At 66.4% G+C, this 22,074-nt stretch carries 18 protein-coding genes and 1 pseudogene; 15 read left to right on the top strand and 4 right to left on the bottom strand.

Going from position 1 to position 22,074, the window contains the following annotated elements:
* The first annotated feature begins 414 nt into the window (after window positions 1-414).
* The gene (locus AB0A90_RS17075) at window positions 415-2,901 is read left to right on the top strand and encodes an EAL domain-containing protein (RefSeq protein ID WP_357248146.1); all 2,487 of its coding nucleotides are present in this window, start codon (window positions 415-417) and stop codon (window positions 2,899-2,901) included.
* Here the strand turns inward: AB0A90_RS17075 and AB0A90_RS17070 are convergent.
* Entirely contained in the window at window positions 2,898-3,833 is a 936-nt protein-coding gene (locus AB0A90_RS17070) for a DUF6545 domain-containing protein (protein ID WP_357248143.1), read from the bottom strand. The genes AB0A90_RS17075 and AB0A90_RS17070 overlap by 4 nt on opposite strands.
* A 247-nt stretch (window positions 3,834-4,080) precedes the next feature.
* Between AB0A90_RS17070 and AB0A90_RS17065 the strand changes: the two genes are divergently transcribed.
* Entirely contained in the window at window positions 4,081-4,917 is an 837-nt protein-coding gene (locus AB0A90_RS17065) for an SAM-dependent methyltransferase (RefSeq protein WP_357248140.1), read from the top strand.
* 677 nt (window positions 4,918-5,594) lie between these two features.
* Here AB0A90_RS17065 and AB0A90_RS17060 read toward each other — a convergent pair.
* The gene (locus AB0A90_RS17060; protein ID WP_357248137.1) at window positions 5,595-6,161 is read right to left on the bottom strand and encodes a hypothetical protein; all 567 of its coding nucleotides are present in this window, start codon (window positions 6,159-6,161) and stop codon (window positions 5,595-5,597) included.
* A gap of 1,604 nt (window positions 6,162-7,765) precedes the next feature.
* Here AB0A90_RS17060 and AB0A90_RS17055 point away from each other — a divergent pair.
* The 11 genes from AB0A90_RS17055 to AB0A90_RS17005 all read left to right on the top strand — a co-directional run bounded on the left by AB0A90_RS17055 (window position 7,766) and on the right by AB0A90_RS17005 (window position 17,437).
* Entirely contained in the window at window positions 7,766-8,143 is a 378-nt protein-coding gene (locus tag AB0A90_RS17055; RefSeq protein WP_357248135.1) for a hypothetical protein, read from the top strand.
* A gap of 80 nt (window positions 8,144-8,223) precedes the next feature.
* Window positions 8,224-8,946, top strand: a complete 723-nt coding sequence (locus tag AB0A90_RS17050; protein WP_357248132.1) for a tryptophan 2,3-dioxygenase family protein — start codon at window positions 8,224-8,226, stop codon at window positions 8,944-8,946.
* A 125-nt stretch (window positions 8,947-9,071) separates the two neighbouring features.
* The gene (locus AB0A90_RS17045) at window positions 9,072-10,112 is read left to right on the top strand and encodes an aminotransferase class V-fold PLP-dependent enzyme (RefSeq protein WP_357248768.1); all 1,041 of its coding nucleotides are present in this window, start codon (window positions 9,072-9,074) and stop codon (window positions 10,110-10,112) included.
* Window positions 10,109-11,347 carry a tryptophan 2,3-dioxygenase family protein gene (locus AB0A90_RS17040; protein WP_357248129.1) on the top strand — a complete coding sequence of 413 codons (1,239 nt, stop codon included), beginning with the start codon at window positions 10,109-10,111 and terminating at the stop codon, window positions 11,345-11,347. The genes AB0A90_RS17045 and AB0A90_RS17040 overlap by 4 nt, the downstream gene beginning before the upstream one ends.
* The gene (locus AB0A90_RS17035; RefSeq protein ID WP_357248126.1) at window positions 11,344-12,579 is read left to right on the top strand and encodes a nitric oxide synthase oxygenase; all 1,236 of its coding nucleotides are present in this window, start codon (window positions 11,344-11,346) and stop codon (window positions 12,577-12,579) included. Before AB0A90_RS17040 ends, AB0A90_RS17035 begins: the two co-directional genes overlap by 4 nt.
* 8 nt (window positions 12,580-12,587) lie before the next feature.
* Window positions 12,588-13,079, top strand: coding sequence for a hypothetical protein (locus AB0A90_RS17030; RefSeq protein ID WP_357248124.1), 492 nt, complete (start codon window positions 12,588-12,590; stop codon window positions 13,077-13,079).
* Window positions 13,076-13,441, top strand: coding sequence for a hypothetical protein (locus tag AB0A90_RS17025; RefSeq protein WP_357248122.1), 366 nt, complete (start codon window positions 13,076-13,078; stop codon window positions 13,439-13,441). Before AB0A90_RS17030 ends, AB0A90_RS17025 begins: the two co-directional genes overlap by 4 nt.
* A gap of 106 nt (window positions 13,442-13,547) precedes the next feature.
* Window positions 13,548-14,039, top strand: a complete 492-nt coding sequence (locus AB0A90_RS17020; RefSeq protein ID WP_357248119.1) for a hypothetical protein — start codon at window positions 13,548-13,550, stop codon at window positions 14,037-14,039.
* Entirely contained in the window at window positions 14,036-15,205 is a 1,170-nt protein-coding gene (locus AB0A90_RS17015) for an oxidoreductase (protein ID WP_357248116.1), read from the top strand. Before AB0A90_RS17020 ends, AB0A90_RS17015 begins: the two co-directional genes overlap by 4 nt.
* Window positions 15,202-15,552 (top strand): GNAT family N-acetyltransferase, encoded by a 351-nt coding sequence (locus AB0A90_RS17010; protein ID WP_357248113.1) that lies wholly within the window; start codon window positions 15,202-15,204, stop codon window positions 15,550-15,552. Before AB0A90_RS17015 ends, AB0A90_RS17010 begins: the two co-directional genes overlap by 4 nt.
* A 769-nt stretch (window positions 15,553-16,321) precedes the next feature.
* Window positions 16,322-17,437 (top strand): site-specific integrase, encoded by a 1,116-nt coding sequence (locus AB0A90_RS17005; RefSeq protein ID WP_357248110.1) that lies wholly within the window; start codon window positions 16,322-16,324, stop codon window positions 17,435-17,437.
* Between the two features lie 809 nt (window positions 17,438-18,246).
* Here the strand turns inward: AB0A90_RS17005 and AB0A90_RS17000 are convergent.
* On the bottom strand, window positions 18,247-18,735 hold the full coding sequence (locus AB0A90_RS17000; protein WP_357248107.1) for a MerR family DNA-binding protein: 489 nt from the start codon (window positions 18,733-18,735) through the stop codon (window positions 18,247-18,249).
* 16 nt (window positions 18,736-18,751) lie between these two features.
* On the opposite strand from AB0A90_RS17000, the gene AB0A90_RS16995 reads away from it, so the two are divergent.
* Window positions 18,752-19,102 (top strand): arsenate reductase ArsC, encoded by a 351-nt coding sequence (locus AB0A90_RS16995; protein WP_357248105.1) that lies wholly within the window; start codon window positions 18,752-18,754, stop codon window positions 19,100-19,102.
* A gap of 221 nt (window positions 19,103-19,323) precedes the next feature.
* Here the strand turns inward: AB0A90_RS16995 and AB0A90_RS16990 are convergent.
* A pseudogene (locus AB0A90_RS16990) lies at window positions 19,324-19,668 on the bottom strand (metalloregulator ArsR/SmtB family transcription factor).
* Window positions 19,669-19,780: 112 nt separating this feature from the next.
* Here AB0A90_RS16990 and AB0A90_RS16985 point away from each other — a divergent pair.
* Window positions 19,781-21,325 carry an MFS transporter gene (locus tag AB0A90_RS16985; protein WP_357248102.1) on the top strand — a complete coding sequence of 515 codons (1,545 nt, stop codon included), beginning with the start codon at window positions 19,781-19,783 and terminating at the stop codon, window positions 21,323-21,325.
* The last annotated feature ends 749 nt before the right edge of the window (window positions 21,326-22,074 follow it).

The following is a 22,074-nucleotide window of genomic DNA, read 5'->3' as shown; positions in this document are numbered from 1 at the left end:
TCGAAGCCGGCGCTCGGGGCGTCGCATGTCCCAGAGTCGAAGGGCTTACCCGGCTGTGGCCGGTGTGGTGTGGACGTACTCACAGAGAGTGGCGCATTTATCACCGCAGGTCCTCCCGGCCTGCCAAGGCGCGGACTCAACGTTATTCTCAGATCGCGCACGGTAGTGGTCCGTGCTCGTGCGCAGCCGCCCGCGCGCAGGCGGCAACTCCAAGGTGCCGATGTGTGCTGTGGATGGGCATAAAGACACTTTTGCATTGAAAATCGGCTAACTCGGTGAATACATTCGGCCAAGTCGGCAGTGCTCATGCGAAGGGAGGGATCATGCGTAAAGGGCTTGAGTGGAGCTGACGTCACCGGTCTGCTACTCTGAGCGACTTGAAAGCTGGGGGGCCGAATAGCCACGGGGGGCTAAATGGACGCGCTCCGCAGAAAAAGCGTCGCATTGGCTTTGTTTACTGCGACGCTGGTTGTAATGGCGCTGGTTGGCCTGGGATGGGCGCTCGTCCACCTGAGCGAGCCAGCGCAACACCATTTCGTCTACGTTCTCACGGGCGCATCGCTGATAGCAGTCGGGGCGATCTTCTCTGCGCCACTTCCTGCGCGAATCCCCATGAGAATAACGCTCACACCTACGGCGTGCCTTGTGTGCGCTTCGGCGCTGCCAGCGCCATGGGTCATCGTCTGCGTAGCAGTCGGCGCGTCCGCTGCAAAGGTGCTGACGAGATATCCCCGCTCGGCGAGCGTACATAAGGCTGTCCACAATATCAGCAAAGATATCGTGGCGGCGATGCTTGCCACTGCGGTCATGTCGCTCTACGATATTCGACCCGCGTTCGATAGAGCTGTTAGCGTTGACCTCCCGATTCAACGCTGTCTGTTCGCAATCGCCAGTGCAGCGCTCGTCATCTGGCTACTGGACGAGTTGGCTACCACGACGGCAGTATGCCTTTCCACGGGTCGTAAGTTCAAGGCGATGCTGCGATACATGTGGCAAATGAGGCTGATAGTTGGCGTGACGGAGGCGGTGATATCGGGCGTCGCAGCAACGCTAATCAGTCTTGACAAAAGGGCGTTCATCATCCTTCCTGTCGCCATGCTTGTGCTACATGGCGTCCTGTCGCTTCGGCTTAAGCTGCGTGAGGAGCGCCGAGTTTGGGAGAAGCTGGCTGCCCTGATCGATGCGTTGACTACTCGGGAGTTTGACGAGGTTCTGCGTACGGCGGCTCGGGGTGCAGTCGACCTTTTCGGCGCCCGCGCGGCGGAGGTAGAGGTCGGCGCGTCTAGAAGGCTGGTTCGAGCCGACGGCGACGCCTTGATCGTGTACGACGGCGCAGCGTCGGACGCACCCAGACTCGATGGCGTGGGCCCGCCATCGATCGTCCAAGAGGTCGGCGCGGAGGCCGCCGGCGTGCACGGAGTTCTGCGGATCTACCTGCAAGGACCCCGTGATGTGTTAACGCCTCGCGAACGCTCGACCATGCGCGCCTTGGCGTCGGCGATCTCGACTAGCGTTGACATCGCGTTCGCATATCAGCGGTTGAGCGAGGAATCAGCCGGCCATGCGCTTGCCGCGACTCAAGATGCCGTCACCGGCCTTTCGAACAGGATGGCGTTCACACGGCGAGTCGTAGCGGCTGAGGGCACTGACTCTTGTCACCTCATCGCCATCGGCCTCGAAAACTTCAAGTTCATCAGCGAAGCAATAGGTCGGGACCGCGCCGACAGCGTCCTGGCCAAGTTGGCGCAGCGTCTTGAGAGGTCGTTCCGCGAACACCAAGCGGCGGTCGGCAGAATCGGTGATCACGAGTTCGGGGTTGCGGTCTGGGCGTCCTCCGAAGCCACCGCCTATCAGCGGGCATGCTGGGCAGTCTCCAACCTTCGCCGAGAAGTGCAAGATGGCGGCCAAAGCGTAGCGGTGCGAGCCAGCGCAGGCATGGTCTCCGGGGCCCGAGCAGACGCTGAGGAACTTCTGAAGCTAGCCGAGAGGCGGATGTGGCGATCGGTGCAGCAAGGACGCGATCCTCTTGTCGCCACGACCGAACAACCTGGCCCGCTCACGCTCGGCGCGGAGCTTCGGAATTCCCGAATGTCGATCTCGTTCAGGCCGATTGTTGACCTCGCATCGGGAGCTACCGTGTTGGCGCAGGCACTCCCTCGGTGGCTGTACTCTCCCTACGAAGTCCTCTCGGCAGACGAATATGTCTATCAACTGATCGACGACCAGGAAGTGCTGGATGCCCTGACGCAGACCACGCTGACACGGTCGCTGGCCGCCGCCCAAACCTGGCGGCCCAAGCTGTCGCACGCAGGGCTGGTTATCCCCGTGCCGGGCCGGTCGGTCAACGCGAAGCTCGTCCAGGCCGTCCGGAATCTGCTCCGGAAGTTTGACGCGCCGCCCGCGACGCTGGTCTTGGCGATCGCACCGTCAGAAGGCATTCAGGACCTCGACGCGTACCGCGACCTTCGGCGCAGCGGGGTGCGGTTCATGTTGCAGGAGTTCGGTAGCGGCGACCGGGGCCTTGAGCTCTTAAGCGCCGCAGAGTTCGACTTCGTCTCTGTGCATGCTGCCTACGCCCTGGACGGCGGGTGGAGCACTGCCCGGTCCACTATTCGGGCGGCGGTGGACCTCGGCATGGACCTGGACATGAGCGTGGTCGTTCCAGGTGTCGTCGATGAGCAGCACCGCCGAGAGCTACTGCAGCTCGGGTGCTCGCTGGGGGCCGGACCACTGTTCGGTGACGAGACGTTTCCGAGCGAGTTCCGTGACAACATCAGCCGGCAGCGCAGGTTTGAGCCGGTCGGCGTGGATGTCCTTGCGGTGCGGCTGCGGCGGCACCGGGCTGGAGGCATCACCCAGACTGGCGGCGGCCGGCAGGCCGGGCGTGCTGGGCCCGGTTAAGCAGCAAACCACCAGCGTTGGCGGTCCTTATCCGGCGACGCGACATGTCGGTGAAGTCCGCCGCCTCTGGTCGCGGTGCCCCATCGCGCGAGTTCGGCGTGGACGAGCGGAGATTGATGAAGGGCGCGGGATATCTTGGCAAGGCGCCGTGTCTCCTTGCGGATGTCGAGGTGGCCCGAGTCGCGCTGAGGCAGCACGGATTTCTCGTCTGCGGGAGGCGCCCCGGCCTTCCGACGCCGAAGCGCGACGGCGATGACTGCTGCTTCGGCAACCGCCGCCGCGTCCGCCGGGCCTAACCGGCACCTCTCTGCGCGTCGCAGGGCGCTGACGCGAACATCCTCCGAGTACCACGGCCGCAGCCGACGCAGTTGCTCGTGAACCTCGACGACGCGACGGTAGGTGCGGCGGCTGCCGCCCAGTGCCGGCGCGGGCTCATCGTCGTGCGGCACGAGGATCAGCGGCGCATCGGGGGCTTCTGCTCTGAGCTTTACCCAGAGCAGATCCAGCTGCCAGCCGTCCCAGCGGTCGTTCATCCAGTCCCGGGTGCGCCAGTGCCGGTCGATCAGCTCCGCCTCCTGCGGCGATGCCGACACTCGTCGGGCGGCACGGGCCGCTCGCGCGAGCTGACATGACAGGATGTCTGCGGCAATCTCGGCGTCAGCCTCTGCGGAAGGGTCGATGTCTCCGTGCAGTGCGTTGCCTCGGTGCCCCAGGAGCAGATGGGCAAGCTCATGAAGAATGGTTTGTGTTCGAGTTAGCGATGGCAGTCTGACGTCGGTGAAGATGTAGTCAGCTTCGGCGCTGTTGAAGAAGAACCCCGGCGGCCAATCTGCTTGTAGCTCGGCGCAGTTGATCCGGATTGCGCGTCCCTGGGCTACGGCTATCGCCTCGCACCACGCCTCGACGGTGTAGGGCTGCGGTGGGTCGGGCACTCCGGCCCGGCGCAGGCGCCAAGCGACGCGTGCTCGTCTCCACCACACTGTGGACCTCCTGACACCGTGACCGCCAGTGTGTGACCAAAGATCGGAGTGTAGCGGCATCCGCTGAGTCACGGAGCCCCTACGGACACCGCCGCTTGCCGTCACGCCACTGTGGTCTTCTCCGCTAGGCTTCCGGTCCGCAACGGAGGTCACACAGGACGGCGCTCGCCGCCGTCCTGTACAGAACGGGGAGCGGCGCATGGTGAGCGACGAGACGGGCCAGGAGCCAGCATCTGCCGGGGGACGGGCAACCGTGGCTCGGATGTACGACTACCTGCTGGGCGGGAAGCACAACTTCCCAGCTGACCGCGCGGCGGCGCAGGCGCTTCAGCGGGTGGTACCGGAGAGCGCCGACATCGCGCTGTCAAACCGGCAGTTCCTCGGCCGAGCGGTTCAGGTGCTGGCGGAGCGGGGAATCCGGCAGTTCATTGACCTCGGCTCGGGAATTCCTACGCAGGGAAACGTCCACCACATCGTTCAACGTGTGGATCCGACGGCACGCGTTCTGTACGTCGACATCGACCCGGTCGCCATCGTCGCGTCCAACGAAATCCTCTCCGGCAACCCTTACTGTAGGGCGATCGAGGGTGACTTCACACGGCCAGATCTGGTTCTCGACGCCCTCGCGGAGGGGGATCTTGCGACGCTGTTCGATCTGGATCAGCCGGCCGCGCTGCTGTACTTCGCGGTCCTTCAGCAGGTCTCCCCGTCGCAGGTCGAGGCCGTCGTCGCCCCTCTGCGAGATCGCCTTGTCGTCGGGAGTGCCATCGCGATCTCCCACCTCAGCCATGTGGCGGTAGACACCCACGGCGAGGACTCCGTTCAGGTAGCGAAAGACGTGTACCGCACACAGGCTCGCACCGAGATTACCCTCCGGTCCCCAGAGGAGATCACCCCGCTCTTCGGTGACTTCTCGTTGCTGGAGCCGGGATTGACGCGCCTTTCCGAATGGCGTCCCCTCGGGGATGGATCTGACCCGTATGCGAGTGCGCCTGAGAGGTCGCCGATGGTGGGAGGCGTGGGGATCCGAGTCTGACTGTCGGCTGCCCGATTGGCCGGTATGAAAGCGCCGCATCCAGTGCAGGGACAGGGCGTGACGGTGGGACGCTGTAGCGCTAGTCGTCGCTATGTCGGTGCAGGCGTTCATACTCGGGATATGTCATCTCGTGTCGCTAGCCCGTGTTGTGGCGCCACCGGCGGTCGACGCCATTTGGCCTCGGTCTACGCCGCAGGGGTGAGGACGGCCCACACCCGCACCACCATGTTGGCACCGCGAGTTCTGGTGGTTCGGGGCCGCAGCGTGACGACGTCGACGACGGGGCTGGCGGACCTCCTGCGGCCGCCGGTTCAGCCGCGGTCGCCCCACCGGCCCATGGTGTTGGCGGGGGTCTGCGGCGGGTTGCTGTGTCTGCTGGCGTACGGCGTTGTCGCGGGACCAGCAGCTGACCGTGCGGCATGCGCCCTGATGATGGGTCTCGTCGGTTTGGTGGGTGCTCCTGCAGCGGTTCTCGCGCTGGCTCGGTTGAGTAGCCGCCGCAGCGGCACTTTGGCTGGCCGTGCGTGGCAGGTCTGGCAGGCGGGATCGTGGTGTGGGCGGTGCGGGCAGGCGACACTTCCCGTGCCGTGGGCGGGCCGAGAGGTCGTCGTACCGGCGGCGGAGGTGCATCACGCCGTCGAGGAGATCGCCGCCGGGCGGCTGCCCGCACTTGCTGGCTACCGCTGACCGGGCGTCGTGGCGGCCTGTGCCCACAGGTCGCGTAGTGGCAGCCACGAGGATGCCAGCTCAGCCCAGTAGCAGGTGAAGACTCCTGCGATGGGCTTTGTGGGGTCGCTCCACCAGATGGCGACAACGACCTGTCCCGCGCGGTCGCCGGTGGGGATTCGGTAGGCGTACTCGATGTACTGCACGGTGCGGCCGGCCGCGGTGCTCTGCTGCGTCGGCGGCGCCGCACCCGGTGCCAGGGTGGCTGCGTTCGCCGCCTGACTGCGGTATCGGGCCTCTGCGGCCTCCCGGTCGGCGAGGTTGCGGTAGGTGATCCAGTAACTGGTGACGATGCCTGCCGTGCAGCGGGTTCGAGTCGTCTCACCGTTGCCGCGCTGCGCTTCGCTGATGGCATCGACGGAACACCCTCCGACCTTGCCGAGCCAAGGACCGGCGAAGTCCGCGATGTCGGGCGTCGGCAGGCTAGCCCGGTTGACCGCTGCTTGGCGCTGCGCGAACGCTGCGCCAGCCGATGCGGTGGGCGCCGTAGCCGTCGGTGTGTGACGAGGCGGTGGCACGACCGTGTAGCGCAGGCCGAATCCGATGGATGCGCCCGTGAGCAGGGCCGCCAGAGCGAGCGCTGCGGGTCCGCGCGCCCATCGCCTCCGTCGGCCGCTTCTGTCACCGGACGGCAAGGACCGTATCGGGTCGGAGCCAGCGGGATGTGTGCCGGTGCGGATGCCGCTGTCAGGTGGGGTAGCGGTGCGGCGAACGGGTTCGACCGCAGGCGCCCGGCCGGGCGCGGTGGTGGGGACGTCCTCGATCGAGGATGGCCAGACCGCCCGGTCCGGGTGCTGCGTCGTCACTGGCTGCTCCTTCCGCCTGCGTCAGCTGGGCCAGCTTGTGCTCATCGTGGCTTGCGGCGGCCGGCCAGCAGCAGCGCGACGCCGGCGATGAGGGCCGCGCCCCCAGTGGCAGCGATAGGAGCGATACTCCCGCCGGTCACTGGGAGAGATGGCTCCGATGATTCCGCGGTACCGCCGTCGTTGCTCGGCCGGTCGCCACGGTCCGTGGCACCCCCGCCTCGCTGCTGCGGAGTCCGCACCCCGCCTGGCGCACTGCTCGACGGCCGAGGACTTGCCCGGGTTGGTTCCGGCGCGGGCGGAGAGTCGGGCGGGGGAGTACTCGGATCGGGCTCCGGCGGCGCGGTGGTGGGATCGGGCGGGGGAGTGGTGGGGTCGGGCTCCGGCGGAGGATCGGTCGGGTCGGGAGCACTGGTGGCGGTCGGCCCCGACGTTGAGGGCTCCGTCTCGACGGTGGACCGTTGCGGCTTCGGCTTGTCGGGGCTGGCCGTAGGGGTCGCCGAACTGGAAGGGCTCACCTCCGCCCTCGCCGGTGACGCGGAAAACGCGCCGATCGCCGCAAGGGCGAACGCCGAAGCCGCCAATGCCGCTAGGCGTTGCCGCACCTGCGATTCAGGTTGATTCACGATCTATTACCTCCCCGTGTTGCATGTTTCTGGCCGGCGGTCTTGCATCCCTCCGCCGCATCCAATGGCGGATTGGACGTTAGCGTTTCCACCACCAGGGCACCAGCTTCACCATCTCCGCGATCTACCTTTATAGCCACTGTTTGTGCAGCTCAAAACGGTTGCTGCTGGTCGATGTGGTTGTTTGGTATGCGGCTAGGTGTAGTCGCATTGGTAGACACACACAAAGGTGCTGTGGTGGATTCGATGCCGAAGAACCCAGTCCTCGACAACGGGGGAGGGACATGGGTTCGGGCTCGCCGCCGTATTGCGGTGGGCTGATGCGTTGTGCCCCCAGTTAGGTGCTGCCGAATGAACGGTCGAGCAAATCAATCCATCTCTGGCGTGAGGGGCAGCCGAGAACGGCAGGGAGCTCTCGCGCTGATGCCCCCTGCCCATGGCGCAGGGCACCGCGTGAGCCTGCCTGCTCGCCGAGCTGCTGCGGCTCTTGTCATGCTCCTTGGTCTTTCGGCGTCGGCACTGACCGGCTGCTCGGAGGCCGACGACACGTCCGTGACCGCGCCGGTGGCGTCGTCCAGCACCGCCGGGTTCGGCACTGCTGGGACATCCACGGGCTCGCCCGTGACTTACCGAAGCGTTGACGCGCTGTGTCCGGCGCTGGATCTCCGGCCGCTGAGCGAATTGTTCGGCCCGGTGGGACAGCAACAGCACCAGAGCCGTCCGGTCGGTGCCACCACCAACCTGACGTGTACGGCGACGCTCGGTCAACTGCCCCGAGGCGTCGTCGTGACCGTGGCGGCCGCCATCGGGGCGCCGGAGGCCGGGCGGGTCATGTACGAGGGACTGCGCCGCGTTCATGACGAAGCCGAGTCCGTTCGGGACATCTCTTCCCTGGGCGCTGGCGCCTACGCGTACACCGACGCGGCCGGAAGCCACATCGTCACCTACGACGCCAACCTCTACCTCACGCTGACGGCCGCTCCGCTGCGCCTCAACGCAACCCCGGACCCCGCCCTGGTAGAGCCGATGTCCCGCGTGGCCGCGTCCGCGCTGTCCGCGCTGCGCGCCTGACCCCTACCTCACGCCGAACCCCATACAGCGTCCCCGCCGTGCCGCGGCGTAACCGATCCGATCCATGCGGAGGACCACCCTTGTCCACGACACCCCTGGCCGCAGTGCTGCCTGGCACCGCAGCGACCGACTACGCCCGCTACATGCGTACCGACGTACTGCTCTCCCTGCAACGCAGCACCACCGAGGGGGCGCACCCCGACGAGCTCCTGTTCCAGGTCGTTCACCAGTCATCGGAACTGTGGTTCAAGCTGATCTACGACGAGTTGGCGCGCGCGCTCGACCACATCGCCGACGACCACCCCGGCGCTGCCGAGTTGCTTGTCCAGCGGGCCGCGCAGAGCCTGCGGCTGGTCACCCACCAACTTGACATCCTGCGGCACCTGCACCCGATGCAGTTCGCGTCCTTCCGCGCTGAACTCGGCAACGGCTCCGGCTTCGAATCGCCCGGCTGGAGACTGCTGCGCCAGGCCGCCACCGAACTCGACATCGCGCTGAGCCGGCTACTGGCCTCACTCGACCTCACCCCGATCGACCTTTACCGCGGACAGCCATCCGACCCGCTGTACCGGCTCGCCGACGCGCTCGTGTCTCTCGACGAGCAGATCGCGCTCTGGCGCACCCAGCACTACACCATCGCGACCCGCATCATCGGCCACGGCGTGCTCGGCACCCGCAACACCCCAGTCGACAGCCTCACCCGGCTCATCTCGCATCGCCACTTCGCGGCCCTGTGGGAGGCGCGCACCGAGCTGACCGAATCCAGCCCTCGCGGTCGCCAGAGCAGGCAGGCCCAGCAGTGAGCGCCCCAGCCGTCCGGATCCCGGCGGGCATCCGCGGCCGATTTCCGAGCCTGGAGCAGACGGTGCACCTGGCCGCGTGCAGCATCGCTCCGCGCAGCACCGCGATGGATCAGGCACTGGCCGCGATGTTAGACGACCTGTCCCGCCCCGGCTTCTGGAGCGCCGCCGAGGAACAGGTGACCGACGCCCGGCACCGATTCGCCCGACTCATCGGCGCCGAGGTCGACCAGGTCGCGATCCTGCCCAACGTCAGCGTCGCCGCCCACCAAGCGGTGTCCAGCCTGCGCTGGCGGCGCCGACGCGAACTGCTGAGCACCACGGCCGAATTCCCCGGCGTCGCACACGTATGGCTGGCCCAGGAAAGCCGCGGAGCGCGAGTGCGCTGGTGCGGCCCCCGCACCGGCCGGGTCAGCTCCACTGACTACCTGCGCGCCATCACCACCGACACCGCGCTGGTCTCCGTGCCCGCCGTCACTCATCAAGACGCGACCCGCCTGGACATCCGACGCGTCGCCGACGCCGCCCACGCCGCCGGCGCCGCCGTGATCGTCGACGCCTACCAGGCCGCCGGCGTCATGCCATTGCACGTCGACGCGCTGCGCTGCGACTACCTGATGGCTGGCACCGGAAAGTACCTGCTGGGTTTGCCGGGAATCGCGTTCCTCTACGCGCGCCACCCCAACGGACCCGTCCCGGCCCTGACCGGCTGGCTCGGCCGTATCGATCCGCACGCCTTTGACGCGACGCGGCTCGACTTCCCGGCGCACGCCCGCCGCCTCGAGACCGGCACACCATCGGTCGCCGCGGCGTACGCCGCAGTCGCTGGGCTGTCGCTGATCGAAGACCTGGACCTGACCGCGGTCCGTGAACACACGCAACGGCTCCTGGACTGCGCCGCCGACCGGCTCACACGGCAAGGCGAGATCGTGGACCTGGCGCGCAGCGTGGACGAGCGAGGCGCCCATCTCACGCTGAGAGAGCCACGCGCGTGGACGATGGCGGCCTGGCTTGAGGACCACGGCATCGCCGTCGCCCCCCGCCGCGGCGTTGTACGCCTCGCCGTGCACGCCTACACCAACGCAGGCGACATCGACGCGCTCTGCGACGCCATCGCCAAGTACCGAATCAAATCCCGCAGCGGGACGCCGATCGGAGCATCACGGTGACCAGCGCGCACCCCCTGCAGCGGTGGCTGGCGCAGCGCCGCCCCTCGGCCGACCGTTTCCCCTTCGACGCAGTCGTGACGGCCTACCAGCACTACGGCAAGCACTTCGTCCCAGACCAGTGGTCACAAGCGCTGATCGCCGCAAGGGACCGGCTCCCGCAGCTCAACGGCACCAGCACCACCTACTTGTCCGCGTTCCTCTCCGGCGCACTCGACAAGACCGATGGCACCTTCGACTACCGCTCATACCTCGGGCTGGCTCTCCTGCCGATTCCCGACCCGAACCAGGGTCCGGGCCCGGCCGCGCAACAGCTCGCCAACCGCGACCGCCTCCACGCGATCCTGCTGACAGACCTCATCGCCTTCGAGCTCCGAGCTGCCCACGACGACCAAGCGCCGCTTCCACAACTGCGCCCGACACCGCCCGTGACAGCCAAAAGACTGCGACACGCGCTCCGCGCGGTGATGCCAGCCCTGCGGCGCCTCAGCTTCGTCGAGGACACGACGGACCCCTCAGAGATCGCTCAGCTGCGACGCGTGACCGCCGCCGTCAACGTGGACCTCACCGCCGATGACCGACGTGCCTTGCAGGTCAGCATGCTGCCGGTACACACGATGCACGACGAGTGGATGTTTATTCGGGTCTTGCAGGCTTTCGAGACGACCTTCGCGTTGCTGGCGACGGACCTTACCGAGATCATCAACGCTGTCCAGGCCAGCCGGATGCCGCTCGCCGCGACCAGATTGTCCGCAGCGGCGTCGCTGCTGCGCGAGAGCGCTTCGCTCTGGCCGCTGCTGGCCACGATTCAGCCCGAAGCGTTCCACGCCTTTCGCCCGTACACCGACGGCGCGAGCGCCATCCAGTCCCGCCACTACAAGATGCTCGAATCGCTGTGCCGCACACCTGACGGCGAGCGTCTGAACTCTGCCGCGTACCTGTCGGTTCCCGAGGTCCGCACGGCAATCATGCAAGGCCAGGTCAGTCTCGATGACGCCCTGGCGGCGGCTCGGCAGTCAGCCTCCAGCGACACCTTCCTCACCGCCGCGATGCGCGAGTTCACCGCAGCGATCACCCAGTGGCGGCAGACCCACTACCGCCTCGCCGTGCGCGTCCTCGGACCCGAGCGCAGCGGCACCGGCTACACCCAAGGAACCCCCTACTTGCACGACGCCCGCAACGAGCCGGTCTTCCGCCACCACCCACCCGCCGACCCGAACGCCGGAGTCGACGGATGAACACCCCAGACGTCGCCAACCCAGCTACGTCGACGAGGCAGAACTCCGTTCTCGACGAAGCGCACGCGTTCCTCCGCCTGCTGCACCATGAAACCGGCCAAGCAGGGTTCACCCGACGCTGGCGCGATGTCCGCGCGGAGATCACCACCACCGGCACATGGCGGCACACCACCCACGAATTGACCTACGGTGCCCGGGTAGCGTGGCGCAACTCCGCCCGCTGCATCGGCCGACTGCGCTGGCAGAGCCTGCAGGTACACGACCAACGCTGCACGACCGACGTCACCGCCGTGCATCGCGCACTCGTCAGCCACCTGCATCAAGCAACCAACGCCGGCCGCATCCGGTCAACCATCACCATCTTCCCGCCCGTCCTGGCAGGCGGCCCCGCGCCCGTACGAATCATCAACCCGCAGCTCGTCCGGTACGCCGCCTGGACCGATCGCGAACACATCCTCGGCGATCCCGCCAATCGCACACTCACACGCCTGGCTACCGCCCTTGGCTGGCCCGGCCCACCTGATCGCGGACCGTTCGACATCCTGCCGTGGATCGTCGCCACCGACGACGGCCACCTACACGCGCTACCCGTCGACCAGACCGACATCCTCGAAGTTCCGATCCAGCACCCGCAGCACCGCTGGATCGCCGACCTCGGACTGCGGTGGCCGGCGGTGCCCGTCATCAGCAACATGCTGCTCTCAATCGGCGGCGTGCAGTACCCCGCCCCGTTCAACGGCTTCTTCATGGGCTCCGAGATCGCCGCGCGCAACTTTGCCGACGTGGACCGATACCACCAGATACCCGCCGTCATCGACGGCCTCAAGCTCGACGAGAACGACCGCCTGCGACACGACAAAGCCTTGCTCGTGCTCCAGGAAGCAGTCCTGTACAGCTACGACCGCGCCGGCGTGACGATCACTGACCATCACCGCGAAAGCGAGCACTTCGCGCGGTTCGTCCGCCGCGAAGAGGCCGCCGGCCGCACCGTCGTCGGTGACTGGACCTGGTTGAACAGCTACCCCATGACCCCACAGGACCCGTCCTGGAAGCGCTACTACAGCCCGGCCGCCCCACGGCCGGCCCTTTGCCCCGATCCCGCCGCGGCCATCCCCGCCGCCGGGAACGGTCTGAAAGTCCCCCACGCGGGCTCGACGGCAACCGTCGCCGAACCCAACCACCAGCGCGCCGCTCCCTCCACGGCCGCTGCCGTTTGTCCCGCACACACCTAGGAGGATCAATGTCCGAATCAATCCAGCCGCTCTACGAGCGCGATCCGCGGAGCGCTGGCAGCAGAGCCCGGCGGACCATTTCCGCCGTACTCGGCCTGATCGTCATCGCTGCCACGCTCGCCGTGGCGGCGGCACCGGCGCAGGCAGCGTCCGGCTGCAGAAGCGCGCCCTACAGCGCCAGCTTCAGCATCTACGACACCTATGGCGAATTCGCCGGCGTCGAGGTCGCCTCTTTTCCGTCCGGGGGCACATACCGGACCACTACTCAGTGCCGCGACATCCAGGTCAAGAACGCCGGAAATGGCGGCTCAGGAGGCGCACCGTTCTGGGCATGCGTCGTTCACCCCGGCCAAGCGACCTGCGCCAACGGCTGGACCTACGTCCCAACGCAGTCATGGCGAAACCTGGCGACCAACGTCAAGGACGGCACTCGCTTCAACGTCTGGCTCAGCGTCAACCTCGGTACCTACTTCGGTGCGAAAGCGGTCGGTGACTGGTGAACCAGCCGCTGACCATGCCGACCGATCAACGTCGGCCGGGCGGCGAACGGGAGGCAGCGTCGGGACTTCGGTGCCGCGCTGCCCTCCGGGCAGCCAACAAGACCCGACGGGCACCAATCGACGCGCGCGGCAAGATCGCCGTGATCACCGGCGTCAACGCCGGCATCGGCTACCAGAGCGCGGTGGCCGGCGGTGCCTGTCATCAGCAACACACCGTCGTCGGTGACTGGACCTGGTTGAACAGCTACCCCATGACCCCACAGGACCCGTCCTGGAGGCGCTACTACAGCCCGGCCGCGCCCTCCGGCCGGCCCTTTGCCCCGATCCCGCCGCGGCCATCCCCGCCGCCGGGACCGGTCTGAACGTCCCCCACACGGGCTCGACGGCAACCGTCGCCGAACCCAACCACCAGCGCGCCGCTCCCTCCACGGCCGCTGCCGTTTGTCCCGCAAGAACCTAGGAGGAGCAATGTCAGCATCCATCCAGCCGCCGCCCGAGGTCGACCAGCAGCCGACGACCGGCAAGATCCGGCAGATCCTGTCCGCCGTCGTCGGCCTGATGGTCATCGCTGTCGGACTCGCCGTGGCGGCGGCACCGGCACAGGCAGCGTCCGGCTGCCGCAGTGCGCCCTACAGCGCCAGTTTCGGCCTGGCCGACAACTTCATGGTCTTCGACGGCGTGGAGGTCGCATCAGCACCGCGCACGGGTACCTACCGCACCACGAGCCAGTGCCGCGACATCCAGGTCAAGAACACCGGAGACGGCGGCAGCTGGGGTGCACCCTTCCATGCGTGCGTCGTCTACTCCGGCCGGGCGACGTGCGCCAACCGCTGGACCTACGTACCGCCGCGGCAGTGGAGAAATCTGGCGACCAACGTCAAGGACGGCACCCGTTTCAGCATCTGGATCAGCGTCAACCTCGGCACCTACAACGGTGCCTCCGCGGTCGGTGACTGGTGAACCAGCCGCTGACTATGCCGACCGATCAACCTCGGCCGGGCGGCGAACGGGAGGCAGCGTCGGGACTTCGGTCCCGCGCTGCCCTCCGGGCAGCCAACGACACCCGACAGGCGCCAATCGACGCGCGTGGCAAGATCGCCGTGATCACCGGCGCCAACGCCGGCATCGGATACCAAGCCGCCCGTCAACTCGCCGCAGCAGGAGCAACCGTCGTCCTGGCCTGCCGGCACCCGGGCCGGATGGCAGAGGCGGCCCGAGCCATCCGCGATGAGTTCCCCGACGCTGTCATCGATGAGGTCAGCATCGACCTAGGAAGTCTTCGTTCCATCAGAGCCGCGGCCAGTGCGATCATCGACAGTCACCCACACGTCGACATCCTGATCAACAACGCGGGGGTGATCGGTGAGCCCGGATGGCGAACCCTCGACGGCTTCGAAGCCTGCTTCGGTATCAACCACCTGGGCCACTTCGCGTTGACCGGACTCCTGCTGGACAAGCTGATCGGCGCAGCTGACGCGCGGATCGTCACCGTCAGCAGCACCGCCCACCGCGCCGCGCGTCTGAACACGCAAGAATGGCCCAGCCCACAGAACCCCAACATCTACCACGCCTACAGTGCGAGCAAACTCGCGAACCTCCTGTTCGCCTACCACCTCCACAGCCTGATCGCCGCATCCGGAGCCCCGATGCGCAGCATCGCCTGCCACCCGGGCTGGGCAGCAACACAGCTGCTGTGGCCCAGGCCGCGAAGCCCGAAACACCGAGCAAGCGTGGCTGCCCTACAGGCAATCGGCGCCATCATCGCGCAGCCGGCAGAAGACGGCGCGCAGCCCCTACTGCGCGCTGCCACTGCCGACGTTCCATCCGGCGTATACCTCGGGCCAAGCCGTTGGTGGCGAACGCGAGGCCCCGCCACAATCGAGAAATCAAGCGTCAACTCTCACGACGCGCAGGCGGGCCGCCTGCTGTGGGACCTGTCGGTCGAACTGTGCGGTGTGGACTACGCAGCTCTCGCGGGATCCGCGGCAGCCGGCCTCACTCCCGATCTGCCCGGAGATCGCGGCGCCTCCGAACAACGGAAGGTGCCTAATCAGCCGGACGTGAGACCAGAACCACTTGCCCTCGCGAATGGTGACGTCCTCACCGTGCGGCCCTCCACCTCGTGAGTGATGACCGGTCAGAGCACGGCCAGCCGATCATTGCTGTGGCAAACCTGATCGCTCAAGGTGTTGATGCAGAGGTCGGTCTCCTTGTGCGAGAGGACTGGCAGCGGCGTGGCATCGGGACGGGCCTGCTGCGGCGTCTGCTGGACTACGTAGAGAAGTGCGGCAAAAGGGCCGTTGTCATGCATATCCAATCACAGAACACGCCGATGCTACGAACCGTGGCGCGGATCGGCCGTCGATCTGAAGTCAAACGAGAAGGTTCAGTTGCTTCTCTAAGGATTCCCTTGACTGTGGTCTCTAACTCCCGCGAAGGCAACAAAGCGGAAGGAAGAGCAGCATCGAAGTAGCGAGCGATGCTGCCGTTTGGCAGCTGGCCGGGCCCGGCGTTCGTCGAGGCCGGCCCGGCCAGCGGAAGGAGAGAGCAAACCAGCAGACAATTACTGCTGTCCTAGGACGGTCTAGCGCCCGTTCGGTAGTTCACGATTATGAGAGGGTGCATTTTCAAGTCTGGTTCTCGAAGCGAACCTAGCCAGAGCCGACGAGCGGGCTGGGGGCAGCGTGGCACTTCTCTGTGGGAGAGGCCCCTACGGGCGCCGTGGGCCGGTGGCGGACGAAGGGAGGCGACGGAAGTGGGAGGAGTGCTTCCGTCAAGCGAGGATTGGCCCAATTGGGAGGATGGCGAATTTGGCGATCAACGCGGCTCGGATGACGCTGAGGCCTCCATTCGAGCACGCCATCGAGGCTTTCCCCTCGCCGAGCTGATCGAAGAAGTAGAGAAATCGCCATTCTACTATTGCGTGACCCCTATTAATGATCGGGGCCGCTTGGCCGACCGATCGGCGCTCCGCCTTATGCAGTGGAGCGCCCTTCAACCAATCGAATACGAGGTGGAACCCGGGTCCCTCCGCGTGACAAGGTCAGGGTCAGGCATGTGGACAGTCACCCGGCAAGGCCACCTGTTCATTCCGTCAAGCGTCCGACTCGCCGTCGGAATCAGGCCGATAGATCGCCTCCTGATGGTAGCGGACTTGCGAGGCGTGGAACTCCGGCTATTTACCATGAATAGGCTCGACCGCGCGCTCGGGCTCCAGCAATCTCTGAGAAGGGTGACAGAGCATGGCTGACGATGTAGGTGGACGCCTGAGAGGCGGCGCGGAGTTGGAGGCAGTGCGGTTTTTGATCGACCGGCTGGGGGTGAGTGCCGAAGAAGTCTTCAAAGGCGCTGCACCGTCGAAAGAAATTCCAACTTTTAGCGAGCATATTTCAAGAGTTTCCGGCGCTGTTGCCGAAGGCACGCGTCGGGTGTATGGGACCTACTGGCGAAAAATTGAAGAAGTTTGGGGTGATCGGCGCATAGACGAACCTTCGGCCATGGAGATAAGGCACCTCGCCGAGTTCATCAAGAAGAACGTCGTCGTGCGCCGGAATTCACGTGGCGGACGAACCGCAGTGGAACATTTCATATCAGCCATGCGTTGCCTGTACGGCTACGCGGTGGCTGATGGGCTGATTTCGGAAACGGCGAATCCCGCTGCGAGGGTCGCCAAGCCTCGTCGCATTGCAAGCACTCGCCGGGCGCTTTCTGACAATCAGTTGGCTGGGATAAACAAGATGGTGGCAAATACCGGAAATGATCCCCGGCTTGATTCGATTCTGCTCAGGCTTCACGAGGAGACGGCCTGTAGGCGAGGTGGTGCTCTCGCGCTTCAACGAGAAGACCTAGACCTCGACGGCTGTCTCGTGCAACTGCGAGAGAAGGGTGAGACGGTGCGGTGGCAGCCGATCTCGCCAACGCTGGCCCGTTCGCTTGCGCAACTCAACAAGGATCGAGGGTCTGGCGGCCAGCTGCTGAGGTATCGGAATGGGGCACCGATCACGCGCCGTCGTTACGACTACATCTGGCAGCGGCTAGGCAAATCGCTGCCTTGGATCGCTGCGCAGCAAGTCAGCACTCACTGGCTCCGCCACACGACTCTGACCTGGGTAGAGCGCAACTTCGGCTATGGCATCGCTCGCGCTTACGCTGGGCACGACGGCAGATCTGCCGCCGGGACGACAACGACCTACGTTAAGGCGGACATATATGAGGTAGCGAGAGCACTTAGCGCGCTTTGCGGTGAAAAGCACCCACTAGTCGCTGAGCTTGCGTCCGGCACTGTACGACCACGGCTCTCACGAGATGCCGGCGATGCCCCGGCCGCGCCACCGTGGCTGGATGAGCCCCAGTTCTAGATGGTTCCGCGACTGGCAATGCAGATCGTCTTCGAGGGCATCCGGCGCTCCTCCCGCCGGCGGTTGTCGTCGACCAGGAACGTCACCGCTGGATCCAGTTCCAACCGGCCGCCGGCCCGCAGGCTAGCGACGACGGCCAGCGTGAACGGCTAGCCGGACTCGTCCGTGTCGTCATCCGTCCACTCAAGCCAGCGCAGGAACCCGCCACTGGACGGTGCGGTCCGACGCCTCGTCCCCGGTTGCCATCAGGTGACCCTTTCGCGGCGCCGCCCTGTCGACCATCTCGACCGTGTAAGTCCAGGCTGGAAGGCGTCTCACCGTACGCCCTCCTACGCGGCTGCTGCTATCACCGTCCGCGAGCCCCCGAAGAAGGTCGACACCCTGGCGGCGTTGCTGCTCGCCCAGATGGCGCGGTCGCGTGATCCCGGAAGGCGTGCTCGCAAAGCGTCGAAAGACGACCGGCCGTCTGTTCGGCGTCTAATCGCCGCTTGCTGGGGCGGCGTCACGTCGGCCTGAAGACGCACCAGGGGAAACCCGCTCAAGATTTGCACCGCGCGGACAACTCCTGTTCCTTTGTGCCGTCGAGTGGCATCCCTGCCGCTCGTTGCATATCCACCACCACGATCGTCGGCAAATTTTGTTCACTGGCTTCCGCTCTTTCGACCTCCGCAGACGTCGGATAGGAAGTCCGCAGCTCGGCTCGGTGCTTCTGCCAGTCCATTAGAGTTCCAAGGCCAGACTTGAGCAGAGCCATCGCTACCACGGCATACCCGAGGGGCTTTACGTCGCTGGCGGCGACGAGCACCGCTTCAAGCGGGCTTGCGAGGCGCAACCGGTGGACGGCGATGCCTTCGCGGGGTCGGGTAAGCCGTCTGAAGCCAGATCGCCTGCGGCTCCAGCCCCCGGCTACGCCCCACGGCGATGGTGGCGAAGGGGATGGGGCAGCACGGCTGCCCGGCGCACGCGACGAGGTCGTCGCAGCCGGCGTCCACCGCGGCGCGCAGGGTGCCGGCGATGACCTGCAGGTCGGCGATCTTCGCCTCGACCTCGGCGAGTTTTGTTTGGGCGCGGACCCGCAGACCAGTGTCGGGGTTGCGGCCGTGGCGGTGCTGGCCCGCGTCGAGCAGGTCGGCGACCTCGTCGAGGGTGAACCCGAGCCCCTGCGCCGCCTTGATCACTTTCAGCACGGTGACCACTTCGGCGGGGTAGAGGCGATGCCCGCCCAAGGTGCGGTCCGGTTCGGCGAGCAGTCCGCGGCGCTCGTAGAGACCCAGCGTCCTGTTCGCCTGCGTCCACAACGCCGGCCGTTCCCAGATGGCCGCCGGCTGGCTGCGCCACCTGGCCGGCGACACCGTCGAGGTCCGCTCCGCCGGCTCCGCCCCCGCCGACACCGTCAACCCCGCCGCCGTGCAGGCCATGCGCGAGGTCGGCATCGACATCACCGACCAGACGCCCAAACTCTTGGAGTACACCACTGCGGAGTCGTCTGACGTCATCATCACCATGGGCTGCGGCGATGCCTGCCCCGTCTTCCCCGGCAAGCGCTACGAGGACTGGAAACTCGACGACCCCGCCGGCCAGGGCGTCGAGGCCGTGCGCCCGATCCGTGACGACATCCGCACCCGGGTGCAGGCACTCCTCACCGACCTCATCCCCGTCGCCTGAACCACGCTGTCGCCGCGCCTGCCGGTCTGAACTCGTCCGGCAGGCGCACAGCGTCTATGCGCGGCGGCGGTGACTCTCGGCAAGGCACTCTTCGTAGCTCATCACCGCGACCCGCACAGGTCAGCGCAGGCCAATCGCCGCCGGGCCCGTCGTCACCACCGTGCTCATCGGCGCCGATTCCTGTGGCTCACAGTCCGGTCCGCGCTCAGCGGCGGCGCTCATCAGCAGTTCCTCTCGCAGCCGGTGCTCGATGAGCCGTAGGTTGGGCAAGGCGCGACCTCATGGCCTGTGGCGGCGAGGAGTCCCTCGGCAGGGTGAGTAGGTCGAGTAGTCCCAGGCGGGTCAGGGCGTAGAAGCATCTACCGGCCTTCCGGTCGGCCAACGATCAGGCCGCAATCCCGCAGGCAGGCCAGGTGCGCCGACACGCTGGACTCTGCCAGTTCCAGCTCCCGGTCAGGCAACCACTCGCGCTTCGCCGCCGACGAGCCGGCGCAGAATCGCTAACCGGAATCGGCCAGGCCATGAAACAGCGCCGCCGCGGGCGTCAGGTTCTCACAGGGCCGCATGGGTGCAGGGTCCTTCTCATCGCCATGTGGCGATGATAGCGTCATCTTCCAATCATCGACGATCGGTGGTTATGGCGGCACATGGCGATGGCGGCGATAGCGGGAGGTTGACATGGAGGGATCGGACAAGCGGCGATGGTGGGGGCTCGCGGCCATCGTGCTTGCCGCGTTAACCCTGGGTTTCGACATCACGATCATGAACGTCGCGTTGCCGACGATCGCCGGGGAACTCTCGGTCGGCACCAACGGGCTGCAGTGGATGGTGAATGCCTATGTGCTGGTGATGGCCGGGTTGATGCTTACGTGCGGAGCGCTGGGTGACCGTTACGGGCGTAAGCGCCTGCTGATAGTAGGGCTGGCGTTGTTCGGCATTGCGTCGGCCTTGGCTACCTGGGCCGACTCCGCAGGAGTGGTGATCGCCGCCCGTGCGGTGATGGGCGTCGGTGGGGCGATCATCATGCCGGTCGCGTTCGCGGTGCTGCCGGCACTGTTCCCGCCACACGAGCGGCCTCGGGCGGTGGCAGTCGTGGTCATCGGTACTGGTGTGGGCATCCCGCTGGGGCCGCTGATCGGCGGGTTCCTGCTCGAACACTTCTGGTGGGGTTCGATCTTCCTCATCAATGTGCCGATGGTGGCGATCGCGCTGGCCGCCATTGGGCTGCTCCTGCCGGAAACGCGCGACCCTCATCCTCCGCGACCCGATCTGCCCGGCGGTGGGCTGTCGATCGCCGGTCTGGGAGCCCTGGTGTATGGGTTGATTGAGGCACCTGGTCGGGGCTGGACGGATTCTCTGGTTCTCAGCGCGCTGGGGCTCGCCGTAGTGCTGTTGTCAGGATTCGTGTGGTGGGAACTGCGTACCGCACAGCCGATGATTGACCTTCGGTTGTTCAGGCGACCCCAGTTCTTATGGGGCAGTGTGGCCGGAGTGCTCGTCACGTTCGGCCTGCTCGGAATGCTGTTCGTGGTGCCGCAATACCTGCAGCTCGTGGCGGGATTCGACGCCTTCGGCACTGGCCTGCGGCTGCTGCCGATGATCGCTGGCCTGGTTGTCGGCGCGCCACTCGGGGAACGGCTTGCCGCTCGAGCCGGCTACCGGGGCCCAGTCGCGCTGGGTCTGCTCATCCTTGCCTGCGGCCTAGCAGCTGGGGCGACCACGGACACAGCGACCGGATACGGGTTCGTAGCCGCCTGGCTGGCGGCGGTTGGATTGGGAATCGGTATGGCCCTGGCCTCGGCGATGGACGCCGTCCTGGGTGCACTACCACCCGAGAGGTCCGGATCGGGTACCGCCATCACCATGACTCTCCGCCAGGTCGGGGGGGCCCTCGGCGTGGCATTGCTGGGCAGTCTCCTCGCCCAGGGCTACGGCGACCGCCTCGACACCACCGGCCTGCCCGCACCAGCCGCCGATGTCGCCCATGATTCCATCGCCGGAGCCTTGGCTGTGGCCACCCGCCTCGGAAATCCAGCGCTGGCTCTGGATGCGAAGACCGCGTACCTGCACGGTATGACCCTTGTCCTCGTCGCCACCGCGATCATCGCTTTGGTCAGCGCCATCCTCACCGCCGTACTTTTACCCGGCCGACCCACCGCGCCCGCAGCGGCCGACACCGAAGTGTCGCAACCGGAGCAGCTCGCACAGGGCGGCAGCCACTGAGCCTGACGGTGCCCGGCGTCTGAATCGCTGACCGTCGACTCGGGTTGCTGGCATCCGTCATTGCAATCGAGTTCGCGGCAATTCGGCGCCGGGCGGTCGCTCTGCGCGATGGTGGCGGCGGCGACTCCCAGGCTTGCGGCGATCATCCCCATTTAGGTAGGTCAGGAGGCACGCGCAGAATCCGCCGCTACCCGGCCTGTTCGCTTCCTCGACTCGGCCAACCCGACCGCGCCGGGTTGGCCGCCGACACGTCCACACCGATCCACGCCGTCGGGATTTGGATGCCGGGCACTGTCACAGGCGAGAACGACCTCGGAGCGTGGGTCCGTGCACGCTTGGCTGAACCGGACGCTTCACCGTGACCGTGGGACGGCACTCCCACATCCCGCCCTCAACGAGGCCGTGTCCCACGCCAGTGCGGCCGCCAAGTCATCTCGTCTGTCGATGGTCCCGTCCGGGTGCGCGGTCTCTTTGCGGGGCCAACAGGGTGCCGCTGTCGTCCCTCCTGCCCGCTGTCACAAGCAGGCGCCAAGATCGAGCGGGTGGTATGCGGCACTCATGGCTGGTGGACTGCCGCGAGCGCGATCCCGTCCCGCAGACGACGGCGCCATCCCCGCGTAACTCATTGGTCGCGTCAGCGATACAGAGTGTTCGGTAATCCGGGCCTAACATCGGTGGAACCCGTTGACATTGGGATTTGACGATGTTCATGATGGGATCTGGCTGGCCGCCCTGGCCTTCCGACGGCC

It is taken from the genome of Micromonospora sp. NPDC049204 (assembly GCF_040647935.1).
GTDB lineage: Bacteria > Actinomycetota > Actinomycetes > Mycobacteriales > Micromonosporaceae > Micromonospora.
Note: the sequence above shows the minus strand (reverse complement) of the source record. Positions and strands in the feature narration are given on the sequence as shown.